Genomic DNA, 19094 nt, shown 5'->3' with positions numbered 1-19094 from the left:
AGAAGCGTATTCTTCTCGTTTTCTTATGATTATACAAGTTCTTTATATTTTTTCTGTTCAGCTTTATTTGCCCAAACGTAATGTCCAGGTTTGATTTCAACCATTTCTGGTTTGTCGGTTGAATAATCATGCTGATCTGGATCATAAACTTTCAGAACTTTTTTGCGTTCTAGAATTGGGTCTGGAATCGGTACAGCTGATAGTAGAGATTGTGTGTAGGGATGAATTGGATTATTAAACAATTCTTCCGTCTCAGCTACTTCTACAATAACTCCTTTGTAAATAACCGCAATACGATCAGAGATAAATCGAACGACTGAAAGATCGTGTGCGATAAAGAGATAGGTCAAGCCCAACTCTTTTTGGAATTTCTTAAGGAGATTTAAAACTTGCGCACGTACGGATACGTCAAGGGCTGAAATAGGCTCGTCTGCGATAACAAATTCTGGTTCCATTACCAAGGCACGAGCGATCCCAATCCGCTGGCGTTGTCCACCAGAGAATTCATGGGGATAACGAGTCAAATGCTCTGCTAGAAGCCCTACTTCATGCATAATCTCTTTTACTTTACGTACTCGGTCTTCTTCATTGTCGAATAGGTGATAATTGTACAAACCTTCTGAAATAATGTAGTCGACTGTTGCACGCTCATTCAAACTTGCTGCCGGGTCTTGGAAGATCATTTGAATTTTTCGGATTAATTCATTTTCATCCTTACGCGATTGCTTACCATTGATTTTTTTGCCATCATACAGGATTTCACCTGCACTAGTGTCATTCAAACCAATGATTGCACGACCAATTGTCGTCTTCCCACTACCAGACTCACCAACAAGAGAAAATGTTTCTCCTTTGTTGATGAAGAAATTTGCATTCTTTACAGCTACAAATTTTTTACTTCCTTCACCGAAGGAAATTTCTAGATTTTTAACTTCTATTAATTTTTCTGTCATTTCCTTCTCCTAGTCCTTGATTGTAGTGAATCCCATTTTCGCACTAATCTTTTCATGAAGATTATCAATAATTTCTGGTTTATTGACTTTTGGTGCATCTTCATGTAAGAGCCATGTTTTAGCCCAATGTGTATCTGAAACATTGAAGACTGGTGGATGTTCCTCAAAATCAATTTGCATTGCATAGTCTGAACGCAAAGCAAAGGCATCCCCTTTTACTGGTGAATACAATGATGGAGGAGTTCCTGGGATAGAATATAAATCACCTTTAGAGGTAGACAATTGTGGCAAACTTGAAAGGAGACTCCATGTATAAGGATGTCTTGGATCGTAGAAGATTTCTTCTACTTTACCAAATTCTACAATTTCACCAGCATACATTACGGCAACCTTATCTGCAATACTTGCAACCACACCTAAGTCGTGGGTAATAAAGATTGTTGTAAAGTTATATTCTTTTTGCAATGATTTCAACAAGTCAATGATCTGGGCTTGGATGGTTACGTCAAGGGCCGTTGTAGGCTCGTCACAGATCAAGATATCAGGACGACAAGCCAGCGCAATAGCAATAACGATCCGTTGGCGCATCCCGCCTGAATATTGGAAAGGATATTCGTCAAAGCGACGTTCCGCTTCTGGGATTCCAACCTTTTCCATATAATCAATGGCCATTTCTCTGGCTTCTTTGGCACTCTTGCCTTGGTGTTTAATAATAACTTCCGTAATTTGTGATCCGATTGTATTAATCGGGTCTAAACTAGTCATTGGATCTTGGAAGATGGTTGCAATTTTTGCACCGCGGATATCTTCCCAGTCTTTGTTTGACTTGAGTTCTGTTAATTCTTGCCCACGATAATTAATGTTACCATTGGCAATTCGGCCGTTGTCTTCTAACATTCCTGTGAAGGTTTTTGTGAGAACAGATTTACCAGAACCTGATTCACCAACAAGTGCCATGACTTCACCTTCAACAAGGTCTAAGGACACATTGCGAATGGCTGTTAAGACACGATCCCGAACATCAAATTCTACTACGATATCGCGAGCAGATAAGATTACATTTTTATCATTTGTCATACCTACTCCTCCTATCTATGTGTACGTGGATCGCTGGCATCTGCAAGGTTTTGTCCAACGATATAGAATGACAAGGATACCAAGACTAAGACTGTCAATGGAATCCAGAAAAGATACGCATTGGTTGTCACGTTTTGTGAGTAGTCTGAAATCAGACGACCTAAACTTGGAACTGTAATTGGCAATCCCAATCCAAAGAAGGAAAGGAAGGCTTCAGTTGAAATAAAGGCTGGCAACAATTGAGTTGTTGTTGTCACAATAACAGATACCAATTGCGGCAAAATATTTTTTGTCACGATTTTTAGAGTTGGAGTCCCCAAAGTACGGCTGGCCAAGTTGTACTCTAAATCACGGTAACGCATAATTTGGACACGGATAGAATAAGCAATTCCAATCCATCCTGTTACCGTCATCGCCAAAATCAAGTTCCAGAAACCAGCACCGATTGAGTAAGTCAAGACAATAACAATCAACATGAATGGAACGTTTGAAATAACGTTATAAACTTCCATCATGAAACGATCGATTGATTTTGACACACCCCAAATCCCACCAATCACTACACCGATCACAACGTTGATCAAGGTAGCAATAAAAGAGATGATAATCGAATTACGGGCACCAAACCAAACTCCATCAAACAACGATTTACCATTGTTATCTGTACCAAAGAAAGCTTTGGCACTTGGAGGATTCAAACGAGCAGTGAAATCATTAACTTTACTTACATCATTGTAATCAAAGTTTGAAAACATTGGATAAACAAAACTCATCAAGAGAATTCCCACCAAGACTGCTAACATGAAAATGGTTGATTTCTTTTTGAAAAATTGGCGAAATACCGATTTCCAGTAGGAGTACGACGGCGCATCAATTGTTTCAGAGGCAAAGTCGTCACGTTCAACAAATTGGAATTTCTTTCTATCGATTGTAGACATTATTTGCCTCCTTTCTTAGTTGTCAATTTGATACGAGGGTCTACCATAACCATGAGAATGTCACCGGCCATTGCTCCAAATACAGCAAGAACAGTAAAGATGAAGACAAGACCAACCACCATGGTATTGTTCGATGCCTTGATGGAATCAATCAACATTTTACCCATACCAGGGAAGGCAAAGACGGTTTCTGTCAAGGTAGCTCCTGAGATAACCAAGACCAATTGAACAGGAATACCTGTAACGATTGGAACCATGGCATTCTTGAAGATATGTTTGCGTGAAATTTCTTTTTCAGAAAGTCCTTTAGCACGTGCAAAACGGACAAAGTCTTGTGAGTGCAAGTCAATCATATAACGACGAATCCAAACAGCCAAACCTGGAGCGGTCAACAGTCCCAAAATGACAGAAGGAAGAACATACGATCTCCAGTCCTGAGCTCCTAAGACTGGGAAGGAGTCTGGAAGACCGATTGTTGAACCTACCAAGCGAACAATGTAAACCAAGGCAATCGTTGGAAGAGCCATCATCAATGTCAAGACAGCTGTCGAGGCACTATCAAACCATGTGTTCTTCAACAAGGCCATGTAAGATCCCAATGGAATCGCAATCAAGTAAGCAATTGCAATCCCGATCAAGCCGATAATAGAAGAGCTCACAATCATGGATGGATTTTCATAGTTGCTCAAAGTTGCTGTATAGGCATCTCCTTTACCAAAGCGGGCAATATCTTGAGCATCTGCCTTGCTTGGTGATTTGTAAGTACGTGAGTAGATATTGATAGAAGATTCTTTTTTCCCTGTTGGGAAGTTTACTTCACTCTTCTTGGTAGTACCTTGTCCTTGTGTAATAACCTGAAGAACTGGCGTATTGGAATAAGTTGGATAAGATTCACCCAAGTTTAACGATACAAAATTTTGATGAATGAACGGGAATTGACCATTGAAATACAAAAGATATTTATGTTTAGTCCCCGAACCAACTACTGACCAACCAATAGCTGGATCATTTTCAATGCGAATATAGCGTTCAAGTTTTGGATTGGAAGCATCTTTGATGACATTTGGATGATCAATCTGAATCAGGTTGCCATAGAATCCAATAACACGTTCAAAGACAGGGACTTCACGAGTTGCGTAAAAGCCTTTGTTTTCAGGGAAACGTTTCAATACCCAGCCATTTCCAAGATTAGAAATGTACTTTTTGTAGATCTTTTCGTTTTCTTTAGTAGGCTCTACAGTTACTGATGAGTCTTCCTTGCTTGCTTTTTCTTTCAAAGCTTTTGAATCAAGATATTCTATATACCCCATACGATCATAGACTGTGTTTTCATAATTGATTTTAGAATCCTTAGTCTTTGCAATCTTATTATAGTTAGGGTCGTTTTTGAAAATTAAATTTCTTGGGGTTAGCGTATAAATAATTGTATACGTCAATGTCGTAACCAAAAAGATCGACACTAACGAACGTAAAATACGCATAAATATATATTTTTTCATATTCCGTTCCTTTAATGTTCAAAAGAACTTTCTCCCCTATTAGAGAAAGTTCTGATGAAGGTGATTATTTAACGTGTTTTTCTAGTTCTTGCTGAGCTTTCTTATTTGAATCAGCTTTTTCTTTCAACCATTTTTCACGTTCTTGATCATATTGTTTTTTAGTGACAGGCTCATCTTGAACTTCAACATATTTGAAATAAGTTGATCCTTTGTTACCTGTTTGTGATGAAGGTCCAGAGAATGGAACTACTTTTGAAACAACTGTAGCTGCTCCAGCGCTAGTCATAGTTGGAATCACTAATGCGCTATCTGTTAACCAAGCTTGTGCTGCTGCAAATTTGTCGTAACGTGTTACTACGTCTTGAGTTTCTTTTTCTGCATCATCAAGCAACTTCGCATATTCATCTAAACCAACTGCTTTAGCAGAAGCATTGTCGACACCACCAGCAAATCCAAGGTAAGTCTTAGTTTGGTCTGGTGAAGATGGTTGCAAGGTATCAAGGTAAGTAGATGGGTCATCGTAGTCTGGATTCCATCCTACAAGCCCTTGAAGATCCCAGTCAGTTTCTGCAGCTGATGGTACGTTCAATGTAATGTTCAAGACTTCATCTTGGTCCATCATTTGAAGGTCCACAACAACGTTTTCTGTGCCAAGTGTTTCTTCAACTGATTGTTTGAAGGATTGCATCCGTGACACAAAGTTTGTTGAGTTTTGTGCAACTGGAACATCCAAGTGGATTGGGAATTGAACACCTTCTTTTTGGAGTTCAGCTTTTGCTTTTTCAAATTGAGCTTTTGCTTTTTCCTTGCTATAGAGGGCGTTTTGACCGTCCGCAAGATTCACACCGCTCCATTGATCTCCATATGTTTGCAACTTGTCTGCTACTACATCACCAAAGTCTTTACCGTTTACTTGAACAAAGGCAGGTGCAGTGTACATATTCCGAATAGCAGCCTTAGCATAGTCTTTACCATTGACTTGTGCTGAATAATTCTCACGGTTCAAGGCAAAGGTGATCGCTTGACGGAAATTCTTGTTTAAGATCGCTTTCTTAGTAGAAGATTTCTGGTCATCTGACGTCTTAGAAGTATGGTTGTATGCTTGACGGTCAATATTGAAACCAAAGACTGCTACACCAGCACTAGGTTGTGTGTTGTAGATATTGTCTTTGTATTTCTCTTCAACTGACGCAAAGTTTGAGCTTGCTGGGAAGAGACGAGCAACTGTATATGATCCATCAGTAAAGCCACGCGCCAATGAATCTTGGTCTGATCCATCATAATAAGAGAATTTGATCTTGTCGATATGAACGTTGTCTTTATCCCAATACTCTTCATTCTTTTCAAAAGTGATTTCTGATTTAGAAGTGATTGATTTCAAAAGGAATGGACCATTGAACAAGATTGATTTAACATTACCTGGTTGACCAAATTCATCACCCTTGCTCTTCAAGAAATCTGTACTAATTGGGAAAAGAACACCATTAGTTGTTTTTGAATTCCAGAAAGTTTCTGGTTGGTTCAAAGTATACTCAAGAGTATAGTCATCCACTGCTTTGACTCCAACCTCAGAGAAATCTGAAATTTTTCCTTCTGAGTAGTCTTTCAATCCTTTGATTGAGTCTTTTACCAATGGAAGAGATTCTGATTTTTTATCCGCCGCATGCTTCAATCCAGTAACAAAGTCATGAGCTGTTACTTCACCATGCTCTTCACCATCAGCATCATACCATTTAACACCCTTACGGATTTTGTAAGTATAGGTCAAACCGTCTTTTGAAACAGACCAATCTTCAGCAATAGATGGTACAAGGTTTCCGTACTTGTCGTTCTCCAACAAACCATCTACACCGTTTGTTGTAATATCGTGTACGGAAGCTTTTGAAGATACAGTGTAATCCAAAGTTGTTGGATCATCGTTATAAACATAGCCATATGTTGTATCTTTTTTTGATGCATACTTGCTATCTTTTGAGCCAGAACATGCTGCAAGGAAAGTTGCTGCGAGCAATGTTACTCCGGCAAATGCAAAAACTTTACTTTTTTTCATTTTGAGTCTCCATTTTATTGAATTTAGATAGAATTATAGCATAAGTGAGACAAAAAGTAAACTAAATTTTCTGAATATTTGGCAAGCGAAAGGAGCCACTAAGCGGAGGACTGTCTAAAAAATCAATCCTTTTTAGTGGCTCCTTACCCTACATAAACTTATACGTTCTTACTATCCCAGCTATTTAGATTCGATGTGGTTCTTTAATTCTTCTTGGGCTTTTTTATTGGATTCGGCCTTTTCTTTCAACCATTTTTCTTTACTTGCATCGTAATCTTTTGTCTTGATGACTTCTTCTGAAAGTTCAAGATATTTATAGTTGGTTCCTGTACCTTTTGTTCCAACCCATGAAGCAGCACGACTATATGGGACAGTCCGTTGCAGCATTGGAGTTCCACCATTTGAAACAGTTGGCAAGATCAACGAACTATCGGTTAGCCATGCTTGAGCGGCTGCGTATTTCTCATAACGTACAGCTTGGTCACTCACTTCTGCATTGGCATCTTTTAAGAGCTCTGCATACTTCCCAAAGTCAACTGCTGTAATAGCAGGGCTTTTTGAACCTGCATCCACACCTAGATAGTAGAAAACCGAACCGTTAACAGGACTTAAACTCTCTAAATAAGTAGATGGATCTTGGTAGTCTGGAACCCATCCTCCGCCTGCAAGGTCATAATCTTTCTCAGCAGCAGTGTCTGTAAAGTAGGTAATATTGTTAAAGTCATCATCAGATAATTTCTGAATATCTACGACAACATTGTCTGCACCAAGAACAGCTTCTACGGATTGCTTAAAGGAGCTAGCTTGTTGTACCTGACTGTTATCTGTCTGACTAACAACGTAATCCAAATGAATTGGGAATTGTACCCCTTCTTTTTGCAGTTGTTCTTTTGCTTTTGCAAATTCAGCCTTAGCTTTTTCTTGATTGTAGAGAGTGGTTTGGGCATCATCTAGATTTACGTCTTTCCACTCATCCCCATAGCTCACCAATTGTTTCTCAACAACCTTACCGAACTCTTCACCATTTACTTGAACAAAAGTCGGTGGAACCAAGGTGTTTCGAAGAATCTTGGTCGCCGCATCCGCACCAGATGTTTGAGCTGCATAGGCTTCACGGTCAAAGGCAAAGTTGACGGCTTGACGGAAATCCTTGTTTAAAATCGCTTGTTTTGTAGACGATTTTTGAGCATCTGTCGTTTTGGCTGTATGGTTATACTTCTGACGATCGATGTTGAAGCCTAGGTAATAAGATGTACCATATTGAACACCATAAACAATATTATCACCAAATTTCTTTTTCACACTCTTATAAGTGGAGCTATTTGGCATTACTGTCGCAAATGAATATTGTCCATTCTCAAATTTCTTGATGACTGATTCTGGATCTGATCCGTCATTGTAAGTCAACTTCACATTATCAATATGAACATTCTTTTCATCATAGTATTCTTTATTTTTTACAAGTTCAATTTGAGATTTTGAAGTTAAATTCTTCAAATAATAGGGACCGTTATAGAGAATACTACTTGGTTTCAGGGAACCAAAGTCTTTTCCTTGCGATTTTAAGAAAGTTGCGTTAACTGGGAAAAGGACGCCTGATGTCGTCTTAGAATTCCAAAAGCTTTCTGGACGTTCCAAGGTATATTGAACGGTGTAATCATCTAGGGCTTTCACGCCAACTGTCTGAAAGTCTGTTGTTTCACCCTTGGCATAGGCATCCAAGCCTTTAATGGAGTTTTGGATTAAGAAGAGACCTTCAGATTTTGATTCCACAGCATGTTTGATTCCTGTCACAAAATCGTGAGCTGTTACAGCACCATACTCTTCCCCTTCACTGGTGTACCATTTAGCATCTTTTCGAAGTTTATAGGTATAGACCAAGCCATCTTCTGAAACTGTCCATTCTTCTGCCAAACTTGGGATTAAATTTCCATATTTATCATTTTCTAACAAACCATCAACAAGATTACTTGTAATATCAGACGTCGTTGTACGAGTCGATACAATGTAGTCCAAAGTATTTGGATCCGTTGAATAAATATAAGAATAAGTAGATTGATTGCTGCTTCCACCACCGCATGCTGTTAATAGAAGAGCGCTGGCTAGAGAAACACCGGCCAGTACAAACCGTTTATTTACTTTCATCACTATCTCCTTATGTTAGGTTTTCTACCATTATACACTATTTCTTCCATTTTACCAACTATCTTTACAATTTACTTATAGAGTTTTAAATTAAGTGAAGGTGAAAATAGGATTAAAGCAGTTGCCTTCTTTTATGATACAATAGTAGAGACAAAAAACAATCGAGGATTCAAACGTGAAAAAAATAATCACTTTACTTCTTTGCATAATTCTTACCCTTCTCAGTACTTCTCCTGTAAGAGCGGAGGACCTAGACCTCGGAGCTCAGCATGCTATTGCAATCGATGGAACAACAGGTAAAATACTCTACGAAAAAAATAGCAATGAAAAAAAAGAAGTTGGTGGAATCAGCAATCTCTTAACTACTTATCTCGTTTACAAAGCCATTCAGCAAGGAAAAATCTCTTTAAATGATGACGTAGATATTTCGGACAAAGCCTACCAACTGACCGCTGTTGAAGGAATCAGCAATGTCCCCATGGAAGCCCGTAAATACAAGGTTAAGGACTTGCTCACTGCTCTCCTCGTATCAAACGCCAATAGTGCCGCCATCGCCTTAGCTGAAAAAGTAGCTGGTAGCGAAGAAAAATTCGTCCTCCTCATGAAAGAAAAGCTCAAAGATTGGGGAATTACAGATGCGACGATTGTGAATGCTAGTGGTTTGAACCAATCTATCATTGATGGGGATGGGGATGAGGATGAGGAAAACAAAAAGAAAAATACAGAAAACAAGCTGAGTGCTTATGATGTTGCAGTTATTGCAAAACATCTCCTAGAAGACTATCCTGAAGTTACAAAAATCACCTCACTTCCCCATGCAGACTTTGCTGGAATTCAATTGGAGAGCAGTAACTATATGTTGGAAAACATGCCCAACTATCGAGCAGGAGTAGATGGTCTAAAAACTGGAAATTCCGAAAAAGGAGGGATCTCATTTGTTGCCTCTACGAATCAAAATGGGATTCGAATGATTACCGTTGTCATTGGTGTTGAGGCAATCGATGGCGACCCTTACGCACGATTTGTTGCAACAGCCAACCTGATGAATTATGTGAGCCAAAACTTCGTTCCAAACCTCATTGTCAGCAAAGGCAAAGCTTACAACAACAGTAAATCAACAGTCCTTGATGGTAAAAAAACAAGTTCCACCGCTGTCGCTAAGGATGACTTCATTGTGATTGAACGACAAGGAAGCCAAGCAGAAGCTAAAATCACCTTTAAAAGTAGCCAATCTTCATTTAGCGCTCCTATAAAGAAAGGTACTTCTCTCGGAACCCTTACCTACACTGATCCAGAACCCATCGGTCGAGGGTATATCGAAGGTAAAGCCCCTAGTATGGAAATGGTAAGCGGAGAAAATATCCAAAAAAGTTTCTTCTTAAAGGTGTGGTGGAATCAATTTGTTCGTTACGTCAACGAAAAACTATAAATGCTCATAAACAAAAAAGAGGTCACCCTCTTTTTTTGTTTATTCAATTCCGTCAACAGAACTTCTATCGAACTTCGAAATAAGGAAAAGCAGTATCGCTGTCTATTGGATGAGTCGGGATTTCTTGTTCAATCAACGCACGCCAACCTGCTACCAATTCTCCAAAAGATAAGCTAGCTTCAGGTGTAGCTGTTGTTAGCTTCCGACCAAACCAAGCCATGGTCGCCGTTTCTAATTGAAGCATGGCATAACTAATCACAGGAACATTGGCAGCTTCGTAATTTTCATTGACTGCATGGGCTACTGCTGGTGCTTGAGGCAAGAGTTGAAGGCGGATTTTTTCTACAAGTTCTGGATCCAATTCTTGCCAAGAAATTAATTTCCCATCGATTTGATAATACAAATCAAATGTTTCTTGACCCGGCTTAAAATTCACTAGCATAAAGGCACGATCCGCTTTATCAGGACCGCCAACAGCCTTCACAGCATTGATCAAGAGATTTTGTTCCATCTGTCTCCAATAATCATCTGCTTCTTCTGCTAGATCAATTGTAAAGGGTGGAACAATTTCCTCAACAGGAATTTCGCCCTTATTCGCTTTTTCAACATTACCAAATATTTTTTTTAAGAATCCCATTTTGCTTCTCCTTTTATCCCCTTAACCGACAGATCCTTCCATTTCATAGCTAATCAAGCGGTTGAGCTCAACTGCATATTCCATTGGAAGTTCTTTAGTGAAAGGCTCTACAAATCCCATGACGATCATTTCAGTCGCTTCTGATTCTGATAAACCACGGCTCATGAGGTAATAGAGTTGCTCTTCAGAAATCTTAGAAACCTTAGCTTCGTGCTCCAAAGCAACTTGCGAGTTATGGATTTCATTAAATGGAATGGTATCTGACGCAGATAAGTCATCCATGATAATGGTATCACACTCAATGTGACTGACAGATTTCGCTGAATCTTTATTGAAGGTCACTTGTCCACGGTAGTCAACCTTTCCTCCACCTTTCGCGATGGATTTTGAGACGATTGAAGAGCTGGTATGTGGAGCATTATGGATCATTTTAGCACCTGTATCTTGGTGTTGCCCCGCATTTGCAAAGGCGATAGAAAGCATAGTCCCACGCGCGCCTTCTCCATCCAGATAAACAGACGGGTATTTCATGGTCGTTTTAGCCCCGAGGTTTCCATCGATCCATTCAACTGTCGCATCTTTGGTCGCTTTGGCCCGTTTGGTTACCAAGTTATAGACATTGTCGGACCAGTTTTGGATGGTCGTATAACGCATATAAGCGCCATCCAAGGCAAAAATTTCGACAATAGCTGCGTGCAGGCTATTGCTTGAATAAGTCGGTGCTGTACATCCTTCTACATAGTGGACGCTAGCGCCTTCGTCAACAATAATCAAAGTCCGCTCAAACTGACCTGTATTTTCATTATTAATCCGGAAGTAAGTCTGCAAAGGAACATCGACCTTAACACCCTTCGGCACATAGATAAAGGTTCCACCTGACCAAACAGCTGAGTTGAGGGCTGCCAACTTATTATCCGTTGGAGGTACCAACTTAGCAAAGTATTGCTTAAACAAGTCTGGGTATTCCTTCAAAGCCGAATCTGTATCGGTAAAAATGATTCCGAGCTTTTGGAATTCTTCCTTCATGTTATGGTAAACTACTTCAGACTCATACTGAGCAGCTGCTCCGGCTAGGTAAGCACGCTCTGCTTCTGGAATACCAATCCGTTCAAATGTTTCCTTAATTTTTTCAGGCACTTCATCCCAGCTACGTGCAGGTTTATCAGATGGTTTTTGATAATAAATCAAATCATCAAAATCAATATCTGACAAGTCCGCTCCCCAAGTTTGCATCGGCATTTTTTTAAATGCTTCATAAGACTTCAAACGGAACTCCAGCATCCATTCTGGCTCATTTTTCGCAGCAGACAACTCGCGAATAACCGATTCATTCAACCCTTTTCCTGTTGACAAGATTGGGTCTACATCATCGTGAAAGCCAAATTTATATTCACCAAGATCAATTGGTTTTGGTTCTACTCTTTCTTCTGTCATATCTTTCCTTTCATTTTCTTTTTATCGCTCTTTCCATGTGATTACTTTCTCTAGTCTGGACCATAAGCACCCGAATGTTGATAGCATTTCTCACCAGAAGCTTGGTTAAAGAACAGACTTAAATCTTAATCACTTTTATTCATCATTAGGCTTGAGCATCGATTGCTTTTTTGAGAGCATTCCAAGCCAGGGTCGAGCACTTGATCCGTTGTGGAAATTTAGCAACTCCAGCTAAAAAGGCTGCATCTCCCAACTGGTCTTGACGGGCATCTTCTTTGCCTTGGACCATTTCTGAAAAAATAGTCGCCAACTCTAGCACTTCTTCCTTGGATTTTCCTAGGACAACGTCCGTCATCATACTAGCAGAAGCCGTCGAAATCGTACAGCCTGAGTTGACAAAGGCAATGTCCTTGATTACTCCTTCATCATCAAACTGAACAGACAAACTAATCACATCGCCACAGGTTGGATTGTTTAAGTTGATTTGTTCAACCCCTTCAATCTTTCCATGGTGGTGGGGATTTTTTGAATGGTCAGCTACTACAGCCATATAGAGGCTATCTAATTTAGAAAGTGCCATTGAAAAACTCCTTTGTTTTTATCAGCGCTTCTACAAGCTTATCACAGTCTTCCTTTGTATTGTAGAGATAAAAGCTAGCTCGAGCAGTAGCTGGAACCTCCAAATACTGGATCAAAGGTTGAGCACAATGGTGGCCTGCCCGAACGGCAACTCCTTCATAATCCAGGGCAGTCGCAAGATCATGAGGATGCAGATCCCCTAAGTTGAAGGAAATCACCCCAGAGCGTTTCGCTAAATCTTGGGAGCCATAGATTTTCAAGCCTTCAATTGCTTGAAGTTTGGGAAAGACGTAGGCAATTAACTCTTGCTCGTGATGCTCAATAGCATCCATTCCAATAGCCTCTAAATAATCAATCGCCGCAGCTAAACCAATAGCACCAGCCATATTTGGAGTCCCAGCTTCGAATTTCCAAGGGAGTTCCTTCCAGGTTGCGGATTGTTCATAGACAAAGTCAATCATTTCCCCACCAAATTCAACAGGTGACATTTGGTTGAGATAGTGCTCTTTTCCATACAAGACTCCAATTCCTGTCGGTCCAGCCATTTTATGCCCGGAAAAGACAAAGAAGTCTCCATCTAGTTTTTGAACATCAATTTTCATATGGGGGACTGATTGAGCCCCATCCACTATCATAATAGCACCTTTTTCATGGGCCAATTGAGCGAGTTCCTGGATAGGATTGATCACCCCGAGAACGTTAGAAGCATGGGTAATGGAAACAAATTTGGTTCGATCTGTCAATTTTTCTCGGAAATCCTCTAGATCCAGACCACCGTCTTTCAAGTAGGCATAGACCAACTTCGCCCCTGTCTTCCGACAAGCTTCCTGCCAAGGAAGGATGTTGGAATGGTGTTCCATAATGGAGATGAGGACCTCATCCCCCTCTTCGAGGATTTCTTCTGCAAACCGACCAATCCAGTTCAAGCCTGTCGTAGTCCCTCTCGTAAACAAGACCTCTTTGGTCGAGGAAGCGTTTATAAAACGACGGACCGTTTCTCTTGCTGCTTCATAGGATGCGGTTGCCCGTTCCGCCAAGGTATGAACCCCACGGTGAACATTGGCGTTATCCTCTTGGTAATAGCGATTCACCGCCTCTAAGACAGCTTTTGGTTTTTGTGTCGTCGCTGCATTATCTAAATAGACAAGTGGCTCATCATTCACTATTTGATCTAAAATCGGGAAATCTTTCCGAATCTTATCGACATCTATCATGTTTATCTCTTCAATAATTTATCTTCAATGGTTTGGATCATTTCTTCACGAACTTCTTGGACTGGAATCTCCACGATCACTGATCCAAGGAAACCACGAACCACTAGGCGTTCTGCAGTTGCCTGATCCAAGCCACGGCTCATGAGGTAGTACATGTCTTCTGGATCTACCTGACCGATAGAAGCCGCGTGACCTGCAGTCACATCATTTTCATCGATCAAAAGAATTGGGTTAGCATCGGAACGAGCTTGGTCAGAAAGCATTAACACACGGCTTTCTTGTTGGGCATCTGCCCCTTTTGCTCCCTTGATAATGTGACCAATCCCGTTGAAGGTCAAGGTTGCCTTTTCAAGAATGACACCATGTTGGAGAATGTTCCCTACCGAATTGCAACCATAGTTGGTTACACGGGTATCAATCCCTTGTACCTGACGACCACTAGATAGGGCTACGACCTTCAGGTCTGCATGGCTGCCGTTTCCTATCAAGTCACTATCAAAATCAGCAACGACATTTCCTTCGTTCATGACACCAATTGCCCAGTCAATGCTAGCATCCTTGCCTAGTTTCCCACGGCGGCTAATGTAGGCAGTGACATTCTCACCAAGACGATCAATCGCAGCAAACTTCACTTGCGCACCCGAACGGGCAATGACTTCTACTGTGATATTAGCAGTTGCCTTAGCACTACCTTCTCCACGTGACTCAAGACGTTCAAGGTAACTAATCTTACTGTTCTTACCAGCGATAATCAAGATGTGCTTGTTAAATGGCACATCGCTATCACTATCCTGGTAGAAAACACCCTCGATTGGCTCCGCGATTTCTACATGATCTGGAATATAGAGAACAGCTCCACTATTGAAATAAGATGTGTGGTAGGCTGCCAACTTGTCATCATCATATTTAACGGATGACATGAAAAATTCCTCTACGACCTCTGGAATTACTTCCAGGGCTGAGTGGAAGTCTGTAAAGATGACTCCCTGGTTGGCCAAGTCAACTGGAATCTGTTCAAATACTGTGTGAGTTCCATGCTGAACCAATTTTAATTGATTGTCAATTGCCGTGAAGTCTGGCACAGCAGTAAGGGGCTCACTTTCTGTGATTGTTCCATCCCCAAGATTCCAACGATGAAATTTCACGCGTTCAATCACAGGTAGTTCTAAGTCATCAATTTTATCAAAAGCCCTCTGGCGCAAATCCTGCAACCATTGAGGCTCTGCATGCATTTCTGAAAAAAGTTTGATATTTTCTTTGGTCATTTACTCCTCCTCAAAGATCCTGTTCAGTTTCGAACACAAGATTAGAGTTCTTCTTTGTAGTCGTAACCTAACTCTTCTGCTAATTTCGCGTATCCTTCACGCTCCAAACGCACAGCAAGTTCAGGACCACCTGAAAGGACGACACGACCTTCCATCATCACGTGAACCACATCAGGAGTAATGTAGTTTAAAAGACGTTGGTAGTGGGTAATGATCATGGCACCAAAATCTTCGCCACGCATTTCATTGACCCCTTTTGAAACCACTTTAAGGGCATCGATATCCAAACCAGAGTCAATCTCATCAAGTAGAGCAAACTTCGGTTCCAACATCAACAATTGCAGAATTTCATTGCGTTTCTTCTCACCACCTGAGAAACCTTCGTTCAAATAGCGTTCTGCCATCTCTTCCTTCATATTGAGGAGTTCCATTTTCTGGTCCAATTTTGTGATGAAATCACGAACAGAAATTTTTTCATCCTCTTCTTTGCCTGCATTCATGGCTGCACGAAGGAATTCAGCATTGGTAATTCCTGGAATTTCTGATGGGTATTGCATAGCCAAGAAAAGGCCCATGCGAGCACGTTCATCCACTTCCAATTCAAGGATATTCACTCCATCAAATAGAATTTCACCCTTGGTCACTTCATAGTTTGGATTCCCCATGATGGCTGCAGACAGGGTTGATTTCCCTGTCCCGTTAGGTCCCATGATGGCTGCAATTTCCCCTGTTTTAAGGGTCAAGTTCACGCCTTTTAAAATTTCCTTGCCTTCAATTTCTACATGAAGATCTTTAATCTCTAATACTGACATTTGTATTCCTTTCTGCTATAGAGTTTTGTCTTATCTAGTATAACAAAAAAAAGCCTAAAAGGCTTTTCTGGTGTTTAGAATCGTTCTTATTTAGTCTTATTTTTTCTATTTTGTCGAACTTCCTCTCGATAGGCAGAATTTCCTATATAGCGTAAGCAATTGAGGAGAGGACTATGGTTCGGACCTAGGACTCCAATCAATTCTGCTAATAATTCAACTCCTAATACCAAACCGATGACAAGCAGAACGCCACCAATACGAGTCGAAATATTCAATAGAAGAGAAATCATAGCAAAAATCATCGAAATTCCATAGATAACCAAGACAGTTCCACGATGCGTTAAGCCCAAAGAAAGTAGGCGATGGTGCAAGTGATTCCGATCTGGGGCATAGAACTTCTGACCAGAGAGAGTCCGACGAACAATCGCTAAAAAGGTATCCGTAATGGGAACTCCCAAGATAATCATCGGCGTAACAACTGCAACAGCCGTCGCATTCTTAAGACCTTGCAAGGACAAAACAGCGATCATAAATCCAATGAAGAGGGCTCCTGTATCCCCTAAATAAAGAATCGCTGGATGATAATTAAAGGGGAAGAAACCAGCAATGGCCATGACTAAGACAAAAATCGTCATAGTCAGAAAGAGATTGGGCACTGGGAGAAAGAAATGAGAAACAATCCCCATCGTCACCAAGGAAATAATCGAAACCCCGCTGACCAGGCCATCCAACCCATCAATCAAATTGACTGCATTGGTAATCGAAATGATCCAAATGACTGTTAAAATATAGGACAACCAGGGGTCAAAATGAAGAAACGGCCCTCCAAAAGGGATTTTGAAATCATTTAAGCGAAAATCTGTAAAGAACCAGATCACACTGGCCCCTAGGAAAATCCCCAGCATCTTTAACCGCGGTGATAATTCTTTTATATCATCGATTAAACCAGTCAGACCAATGATCCATCCTCCAACAACAACTGGTAAAGTATAGGTCAGATAAGATGTCTTGGCTACATAGCCTTTGGTAATCATCGGTAGCAATACCACGGTTGCAATAGTAAAAGCAAGAAGAATGGCTAAACCACCAGCGCTGGGCATGGGTTTTTTATTGATCCGACGCGAATTTGGATAGTCTACAGCATCTATTTTAAAGGCCAGTAACCTCACAAAGGGAGTTAGAATCAAACTGATCAAAAAAGTTGTAATCAGGACCAGGATAAATTGTAATGGAAAAGTAATCATACCAAATTAACCTTTTGTAGTTCGTGAATAGCATCTGAGACGAGCAAGAGATGACCATGTTCCTGGAGGACAGCTCTAGTAGTATCTGTGTCTTCTGCATATTCACGCATGGTTGCCAAGAGCCAACCTGGATAATCTTGCGGGCACCCTTCCAAATCAATCAAGACGGTTAAATAGTAAATCCCGTCCATTTTATAAAGTTCCGAAGTCTCGACCGCATAATGAACTGTCTTTGTAAACCGAATCACTTCTTCTAACTGAGAGAACTGGAGGATATAATAAATATACCGTGTATCTACTGGATGATTCGGCGTATCTTCTTCTGAAAGCTGATTTTCATCAGCCAATTCCTCAGCTTCTAAATGACGAATAGCATCGCCGTCTCCCTTACTCTTTTCAGAGATGGTCTTTTCCAAGGTCTTGATAAATTCGTCCGGAGACATTTGCGACAATTCTTCCATATCAGGCAAGTCGGAAAAATCTTCAAAATTTAGATGCTGGTCAATTTTTGATTTGGTCACAAACACATCGAGCTTATCCGGCTTAGGAGTCACTCGGAAACTCAACATGCCACTGTCTAAGAAACTTTCTGGCATTTCCAATTCATCCAAGATGGTATAGAAAAATTCTTCTGTTTTTTCTTGAGGCACCAAAAAATCGGCCATTTCCATGCCTCGTTCTTCTAAATCCTCTAATTGAATCGTGATTTTAATGGTTGAATCACTGATTTGCTTCATCTTCATGACTGCACCTCATACTGTTAGTCTTTCTATTATACTAAAAAGGGACATTTTTTTCAAAACATGACCCCCCACTTCAGATATGAAAAAACCTTAAACAAAAGAGCACTTCCTCCCCCCTCAAACATAGCCATTTGAAGAGAAAGAAGAAGCACTCCTATCTCATGATTAGATAAAGATTTTGATTACTGCATAGACCAGCAAAATCGCTCCCAAAACAATCCGATATTTTCCAAAAACTGTGAAGTCATGAGTTTTAACATAATCTGTCAAGAAGCGAATCGCTACCATACTGACTCCGAAGGCAACTGCCATAGCCACCAAAAGGATCGTTCCTTGGCTGAAGCTTAAAGCATTTCCTCCCAAGACAAACTTAGCGACCTTTAATAGGCTAGCTCCAAACATAGCAGGAATCCCCAGATAGAAGGTAAATTCTGTCACAACTGAGCGGCTAACTCCATTGACCAAACCACCTACAATCGTTGCACCTGACCGACTGGTCCCTGGGAAAAGTGACAAGACTTGGAACAAACCAATATAGAGAGCAGTCTTATAAGGCAACTTGTGTAATTCCATCACTTCTGGTTCTACTTGTTCTCGTTTTTCAAGGTAAATAAAGGCCCACCCATAGGTGATCAGCATGATGGCTACAGAAAAAGAGTTATGAAAATGAGCTTCAAACCAATCATCTAATTTAAAGACAAAGAGCAAAGGCAGGGTCGCCACAGCAACCTTGGCCCACAATTGCCAAGTCCGTCTCACCTCTTTTTTCGATTTTCCAGGCTTAAATGGATAAAGCTTGTCGAAGTAAATCACGACGACGGCCATAATAGCACCAAGCTGAATAACGACATTAAACATCTCCATAAAGGCAGGGTTTTGATCTTTAAACTGGATAAAGTCTTGGATCAAAATCAAATGACCTGTACTTGAGATTGGAAGCCACTCGGTGACTCCTTCAACGATTCCAAAAAGAATCGCTTTTATCACTTCAATGATAAACATCTTCTTCTCCTAAACTTACATTTGCTATATTATAACACATTTCTAGCCATAGAACCAGATGTGCTTGCAAGGA

At 40.5% G+C, this 19094-nt stretch carries 16 protein-coding genes; 1 reads left to right on the top strand and 15 read right to left on the bottom strand.

The annotated features are described in order from the left end of the window. Positions 1-29: 29 nt before the first annotated feature. The 6 genes from QZ158_RS02185 to QZ158_RS02160 all read right to left on the bottom strand — a co-directional run bounded on the left by QZ158_RS02185 (position 30) and on the right by QZ158_RS02160 (position 8662). On the bottom strand, positions 30-953 hold the full coding sequence (locus QZ158_RS02185) for an ATP-binding cassette domain-containing protein (RefSeq protein WP_293874099.1): 924 nt from the start codon (positions 951-953) through the stop codon (positions 30-32). 9 nt (positions 954-962) lie between these two features. Continuing rightward, the gene (locus tag QZ158_RS02180) at positions 963-2030 is read right to left on the bottom strand and encodes an ABC transporter ATP-binding protein (protein ID WP_048788750.1); all 1068 of its coding nucleotides are present in this window, start codon (positions 2028-2030) and stop codon (positions 963-965) included. A gap of 11 nt (positions 2031-2041) precedes the next feature. Beyond that, positions 2042-2968 carry an oligopeptide ABC transporter permease OppC gene (oppC, locus tag QZ158_RS02175; RefSeq protein WP_293874094.1) on the bottom strand — a complete coding sequence of 309 codons (927 nt, stop codon included), beginning with the start codon at positions 2966-2968 and terminating at the stop codon, positions 2042-2044. After that, complete coding sequence (locus QZ158_RS02170) at positions 2968-4467, bottom strand: ABC transporter permease (protein WP_293874091.1); 1500 nt, start codon at positions 4465-4467, stop codon at positions 2968-2970. The genes oppC and QZ158_RS02170 overlap by 1 nt, the downstream gene beginning before the upstream one ends. A 64-nt stretch (positions 4468-4531) precedes the next feature. Next, positions 4532-6517, bottom strand: a complete 1986-nt coding sequence (locus QZ158_RS02165) for a peptide ABC transporter substrate-binding protein (protein ID WP_293874088.1) — start codon at positions 6515-6517, stop codon at positions 4532-4534. 180 nt (positions 6518-6697) lie between these two features. Beyond that, positions 6698-8662, bottom strand: a complete 1965-nt coding sequence (locus QZ158_RS02160; protein WP_293874085.1) for a peptide ABC transporter substrate-binding protein — start codon at positions 8660-8662, stop codon at positions 6698-6700. A 184-nt stretch (positions 8663-8846) separates the two neighbouring features. Between QZ158_RS02160 and pbp3 the strand changes: the two genes are divergently transcribed. Then, entirely contained in the window at positions 8847-10091 is a 1245-nt protein-coding gene (gene pbp3, locus QZ158_RS02155; RefSeq protein ID WP_293874102.1) for a D-alanyl-D-alanine carboxypeptidase PBP3, read from the top strand. A gap of 64 nt (positions 10092-10155) precedes the next feature. Here pbp3 and QZ158_RS02150 read toward each other — a convergent pair whose 3' ends face one another. The 9 genes from QZ158_RS02150 to QZ158_RS02110 all read right to left on the bottom strand — a co-directional run bounded on the left by QZ158_RS02150 (position 10156) and on the right by QZ158_RS02110 (position 19021). Continuing rightward, positions 10156-10728: a hypothetical protein gene (locus tag QZ158_RS02150; protein ID WP_293874082.1), complete on the bottom strand. Its 573-nt coding sequence runs from the start codon at positions 10726-10728 to the stop codon at positions 10156-10158. 21 nt (positions 10729-10749) lie between these two features. Beyond that, positions 10750-12162 (bottom strand): Fe-S cluster assembly protein SufB, encoded by a 1413-nt coding sequence (gene sufB / locus QZ158_RS02145; RefSeq protein WP_006594961.1) that lies wholly within the window; start codon positions 12160-12162, stop codon positions 10750-10752. 145 nt (positions 12163-12307) lie between these two features. Beyond that, positions 12308-12742: a Fe-S cluster assembly sulfur transfer protein SufU gene (gene sufU / locus QZ158_RS02140; protein WP_048714758.1), complete on the bottom strand. Its 435-nt coding sequence runs from the start codon at positions 12740-12742 to the stop codon at positions 12308-12310. Next, positions 12729-13955: a cysteine desulfurase gene (locus QZ158_RS02135; protein WP_293874075.1), complete on the bottom strand. Its 1227-nt coding sequence runs from the start codon at positions 13953-13955 to the stop codon at positions 12729-12731. The genes sufU and QZ158_RS02135 overlap by 14 nt, the downstream gene beginning before the upstream one ends. Before the next feature lie 2 nt (positions 13956-13957). After that, entirely contained in the window at positions 13958-15220 is a 1263-nt protein-coding gene (sufD, locus tag QZ158_RS02130) for a Fe-S cluster assembly protein SufD (RefSeq protein WP_293874072.1), read from the bottom strand. 41 nt (positions 15221-15261) lie between these two features. Further along, positions 15262-16032, bottom strand: coding sequence for a Fe-S cluster assembly ATPase SufC (gene sufC / locus QZ158_RS02125; protein ID WP_006594965.1), 771 nt, complete (start codon positions 16030-16032; stop codon positions 15262-15264). 86 nt (positions 16033-16118) lie between these two features. Further along, on the bottom strand, positions 16119-17276 hold the full coding sequence (locus QZ158_RS02120; RefSeq protein ID WP_293874067.1) for a glycosyltransferase family 4 protein: 1158 nt from the start codon (positions 17274-17276) through the stop codon (positions 16119-16121). Next, positions 17273-18019 carry an adaptor protein MecA gene (gene mecA / locus QZ158_RS02115; RefSeq protein ID WP_061564740.1) on the bottom strand — a complete coding sequence of 249 codons (747 nt, stop codon included), beginning with the start codon at positions 18017-18019 and terminating at the stop codon, positions 17273-17275. Before mecA ends, QZ158_RS02120 begins: the two co-directional genes overlap by 4 nt. 165 nt (positions 18020-18184) lie before the next feature. Continuing rightward, on the bottom strand, positions 18185-19021 hold the full coding sequence (locus QZ158_RS02110) for an undecaprenyl-diphosphate phosphatase (protein ID WP_293874064.1): 837 nt from the start codon (positions 19019-19021) through the stop codon (positions 18185-18187). Positions 19022-19094 lie beyond the last annotated feature (73 nt).

The sequence above is a fragment of the Streptococcus sp. A12 genome, from assembly GCF_905372335.1.
Lineage (GTDB): Bacteria > Bacillota > Bacilli > Lactobacillales > Streptococcaceae > Streptococcus.
The sequence above is the reverse complement of the archived record's forward strand: the minus strand, read 5'-3'. Positions and strand labels throughout refer to the sequence as shown.

Coding starts and splice junctions, on each gene's coding strand:
- QZ158_RS02185 (WP_293874099.1), bottom strand. CDS start 953: ATGACAGAAAAATTAATAGAAGTTAAAAATCTAGAAATTTCCTTCGGT.
- QZ158_RS02180 (WP_048788750.1), bottom strand. CDS start 2,030: ATGACAAATGATAAAAATGTAATCTTATCTGCTCGCGATATCGTAGTA.
- oppC (WP_293874094.1), bottom strand. CDS start 2,968: ATGTCTACAATCGATAGAAAGAAATTCCAATTTGTTGAACGTGACGAC.
- QZ158_RS02170 (WP_293874091.1), bottom strand. CDS start 4,467: ATGAAAAAATATATATTTATGCGTATTTTACGTTCGTTAGTGTCGATC.
- QZ158_RS02165 (WP_293874088.1), bottom strand. CDS start 6,517: ATGAAAAAAAGTAAAGTTTTTGCATTTGCCGGAGTAACATTGCTCGCA.
- QZ158_RS02160 (WP_293874085.1), bottom strand. CDS start 8,662: ATGAAAGTAAATAAACGGTTTGTACTGGCCGGTGTTTCTCTAGCCAGC.
- QZ158_RS02150 (WP_293874082.1), bottom strand. CDS start 10,728: ATGGGATTCTTAAAAAAAATATTTGGTAATGTTGAAAAAGCGAATAAG.
- sufB (WP_006594961.1), bottom strand. CDS start 12,162: ATGACAGAAGAAAGAGTAGAACCAAAACCAATTGATCTTGGTGAATAT.
- sufU (WP_048714758.1), bottom strand. CDS start 12,742: ATGGCACTTTCTAAATTAGATAGCCTCTATATGGCTGTAGTAGCTGAC.
- QZ158_RS02135 (WP_293874075.1), bottom strand. CDS start 13,955: ATGATAGATGTCGATAAGATTCGGAAAGATTTCCCGATTTTAGATCAA.
- sufD (WP_293874072.1), bottom strand. CDS start 15,220: ATGACCAAAGAAAATATCAAACTTTTTTCAGAAATGCATGCAGAGCCT.
- sufC (WP_006594965.1), bottom strand. CDS start 16,032: ATGTCAGTATTAGAGATTAAAGATCTTCATGTAGAAATTGAAGGCAAG.
- QZ158_RS02120 (WP_293874067.1), bottom strand. CDS start 17,276: ATGATTACTTTTCCATTACAATTTATCCTGGTCCTGATTACAACTTTT.
- mecA (WP_061564740.1), bottom strand. CDS start 18,019: ATGAAGATGAAGCAAATCAGTGATTCAACCATTAAAATCACGATTCAA.
- QZ158_RS02110 (WP_293874064.1), bottom strand. CDS start 19,021: ATGTTTATCATTGAAGTGATAAAAGCGATTCTTTTTGGAATCGTTGAA.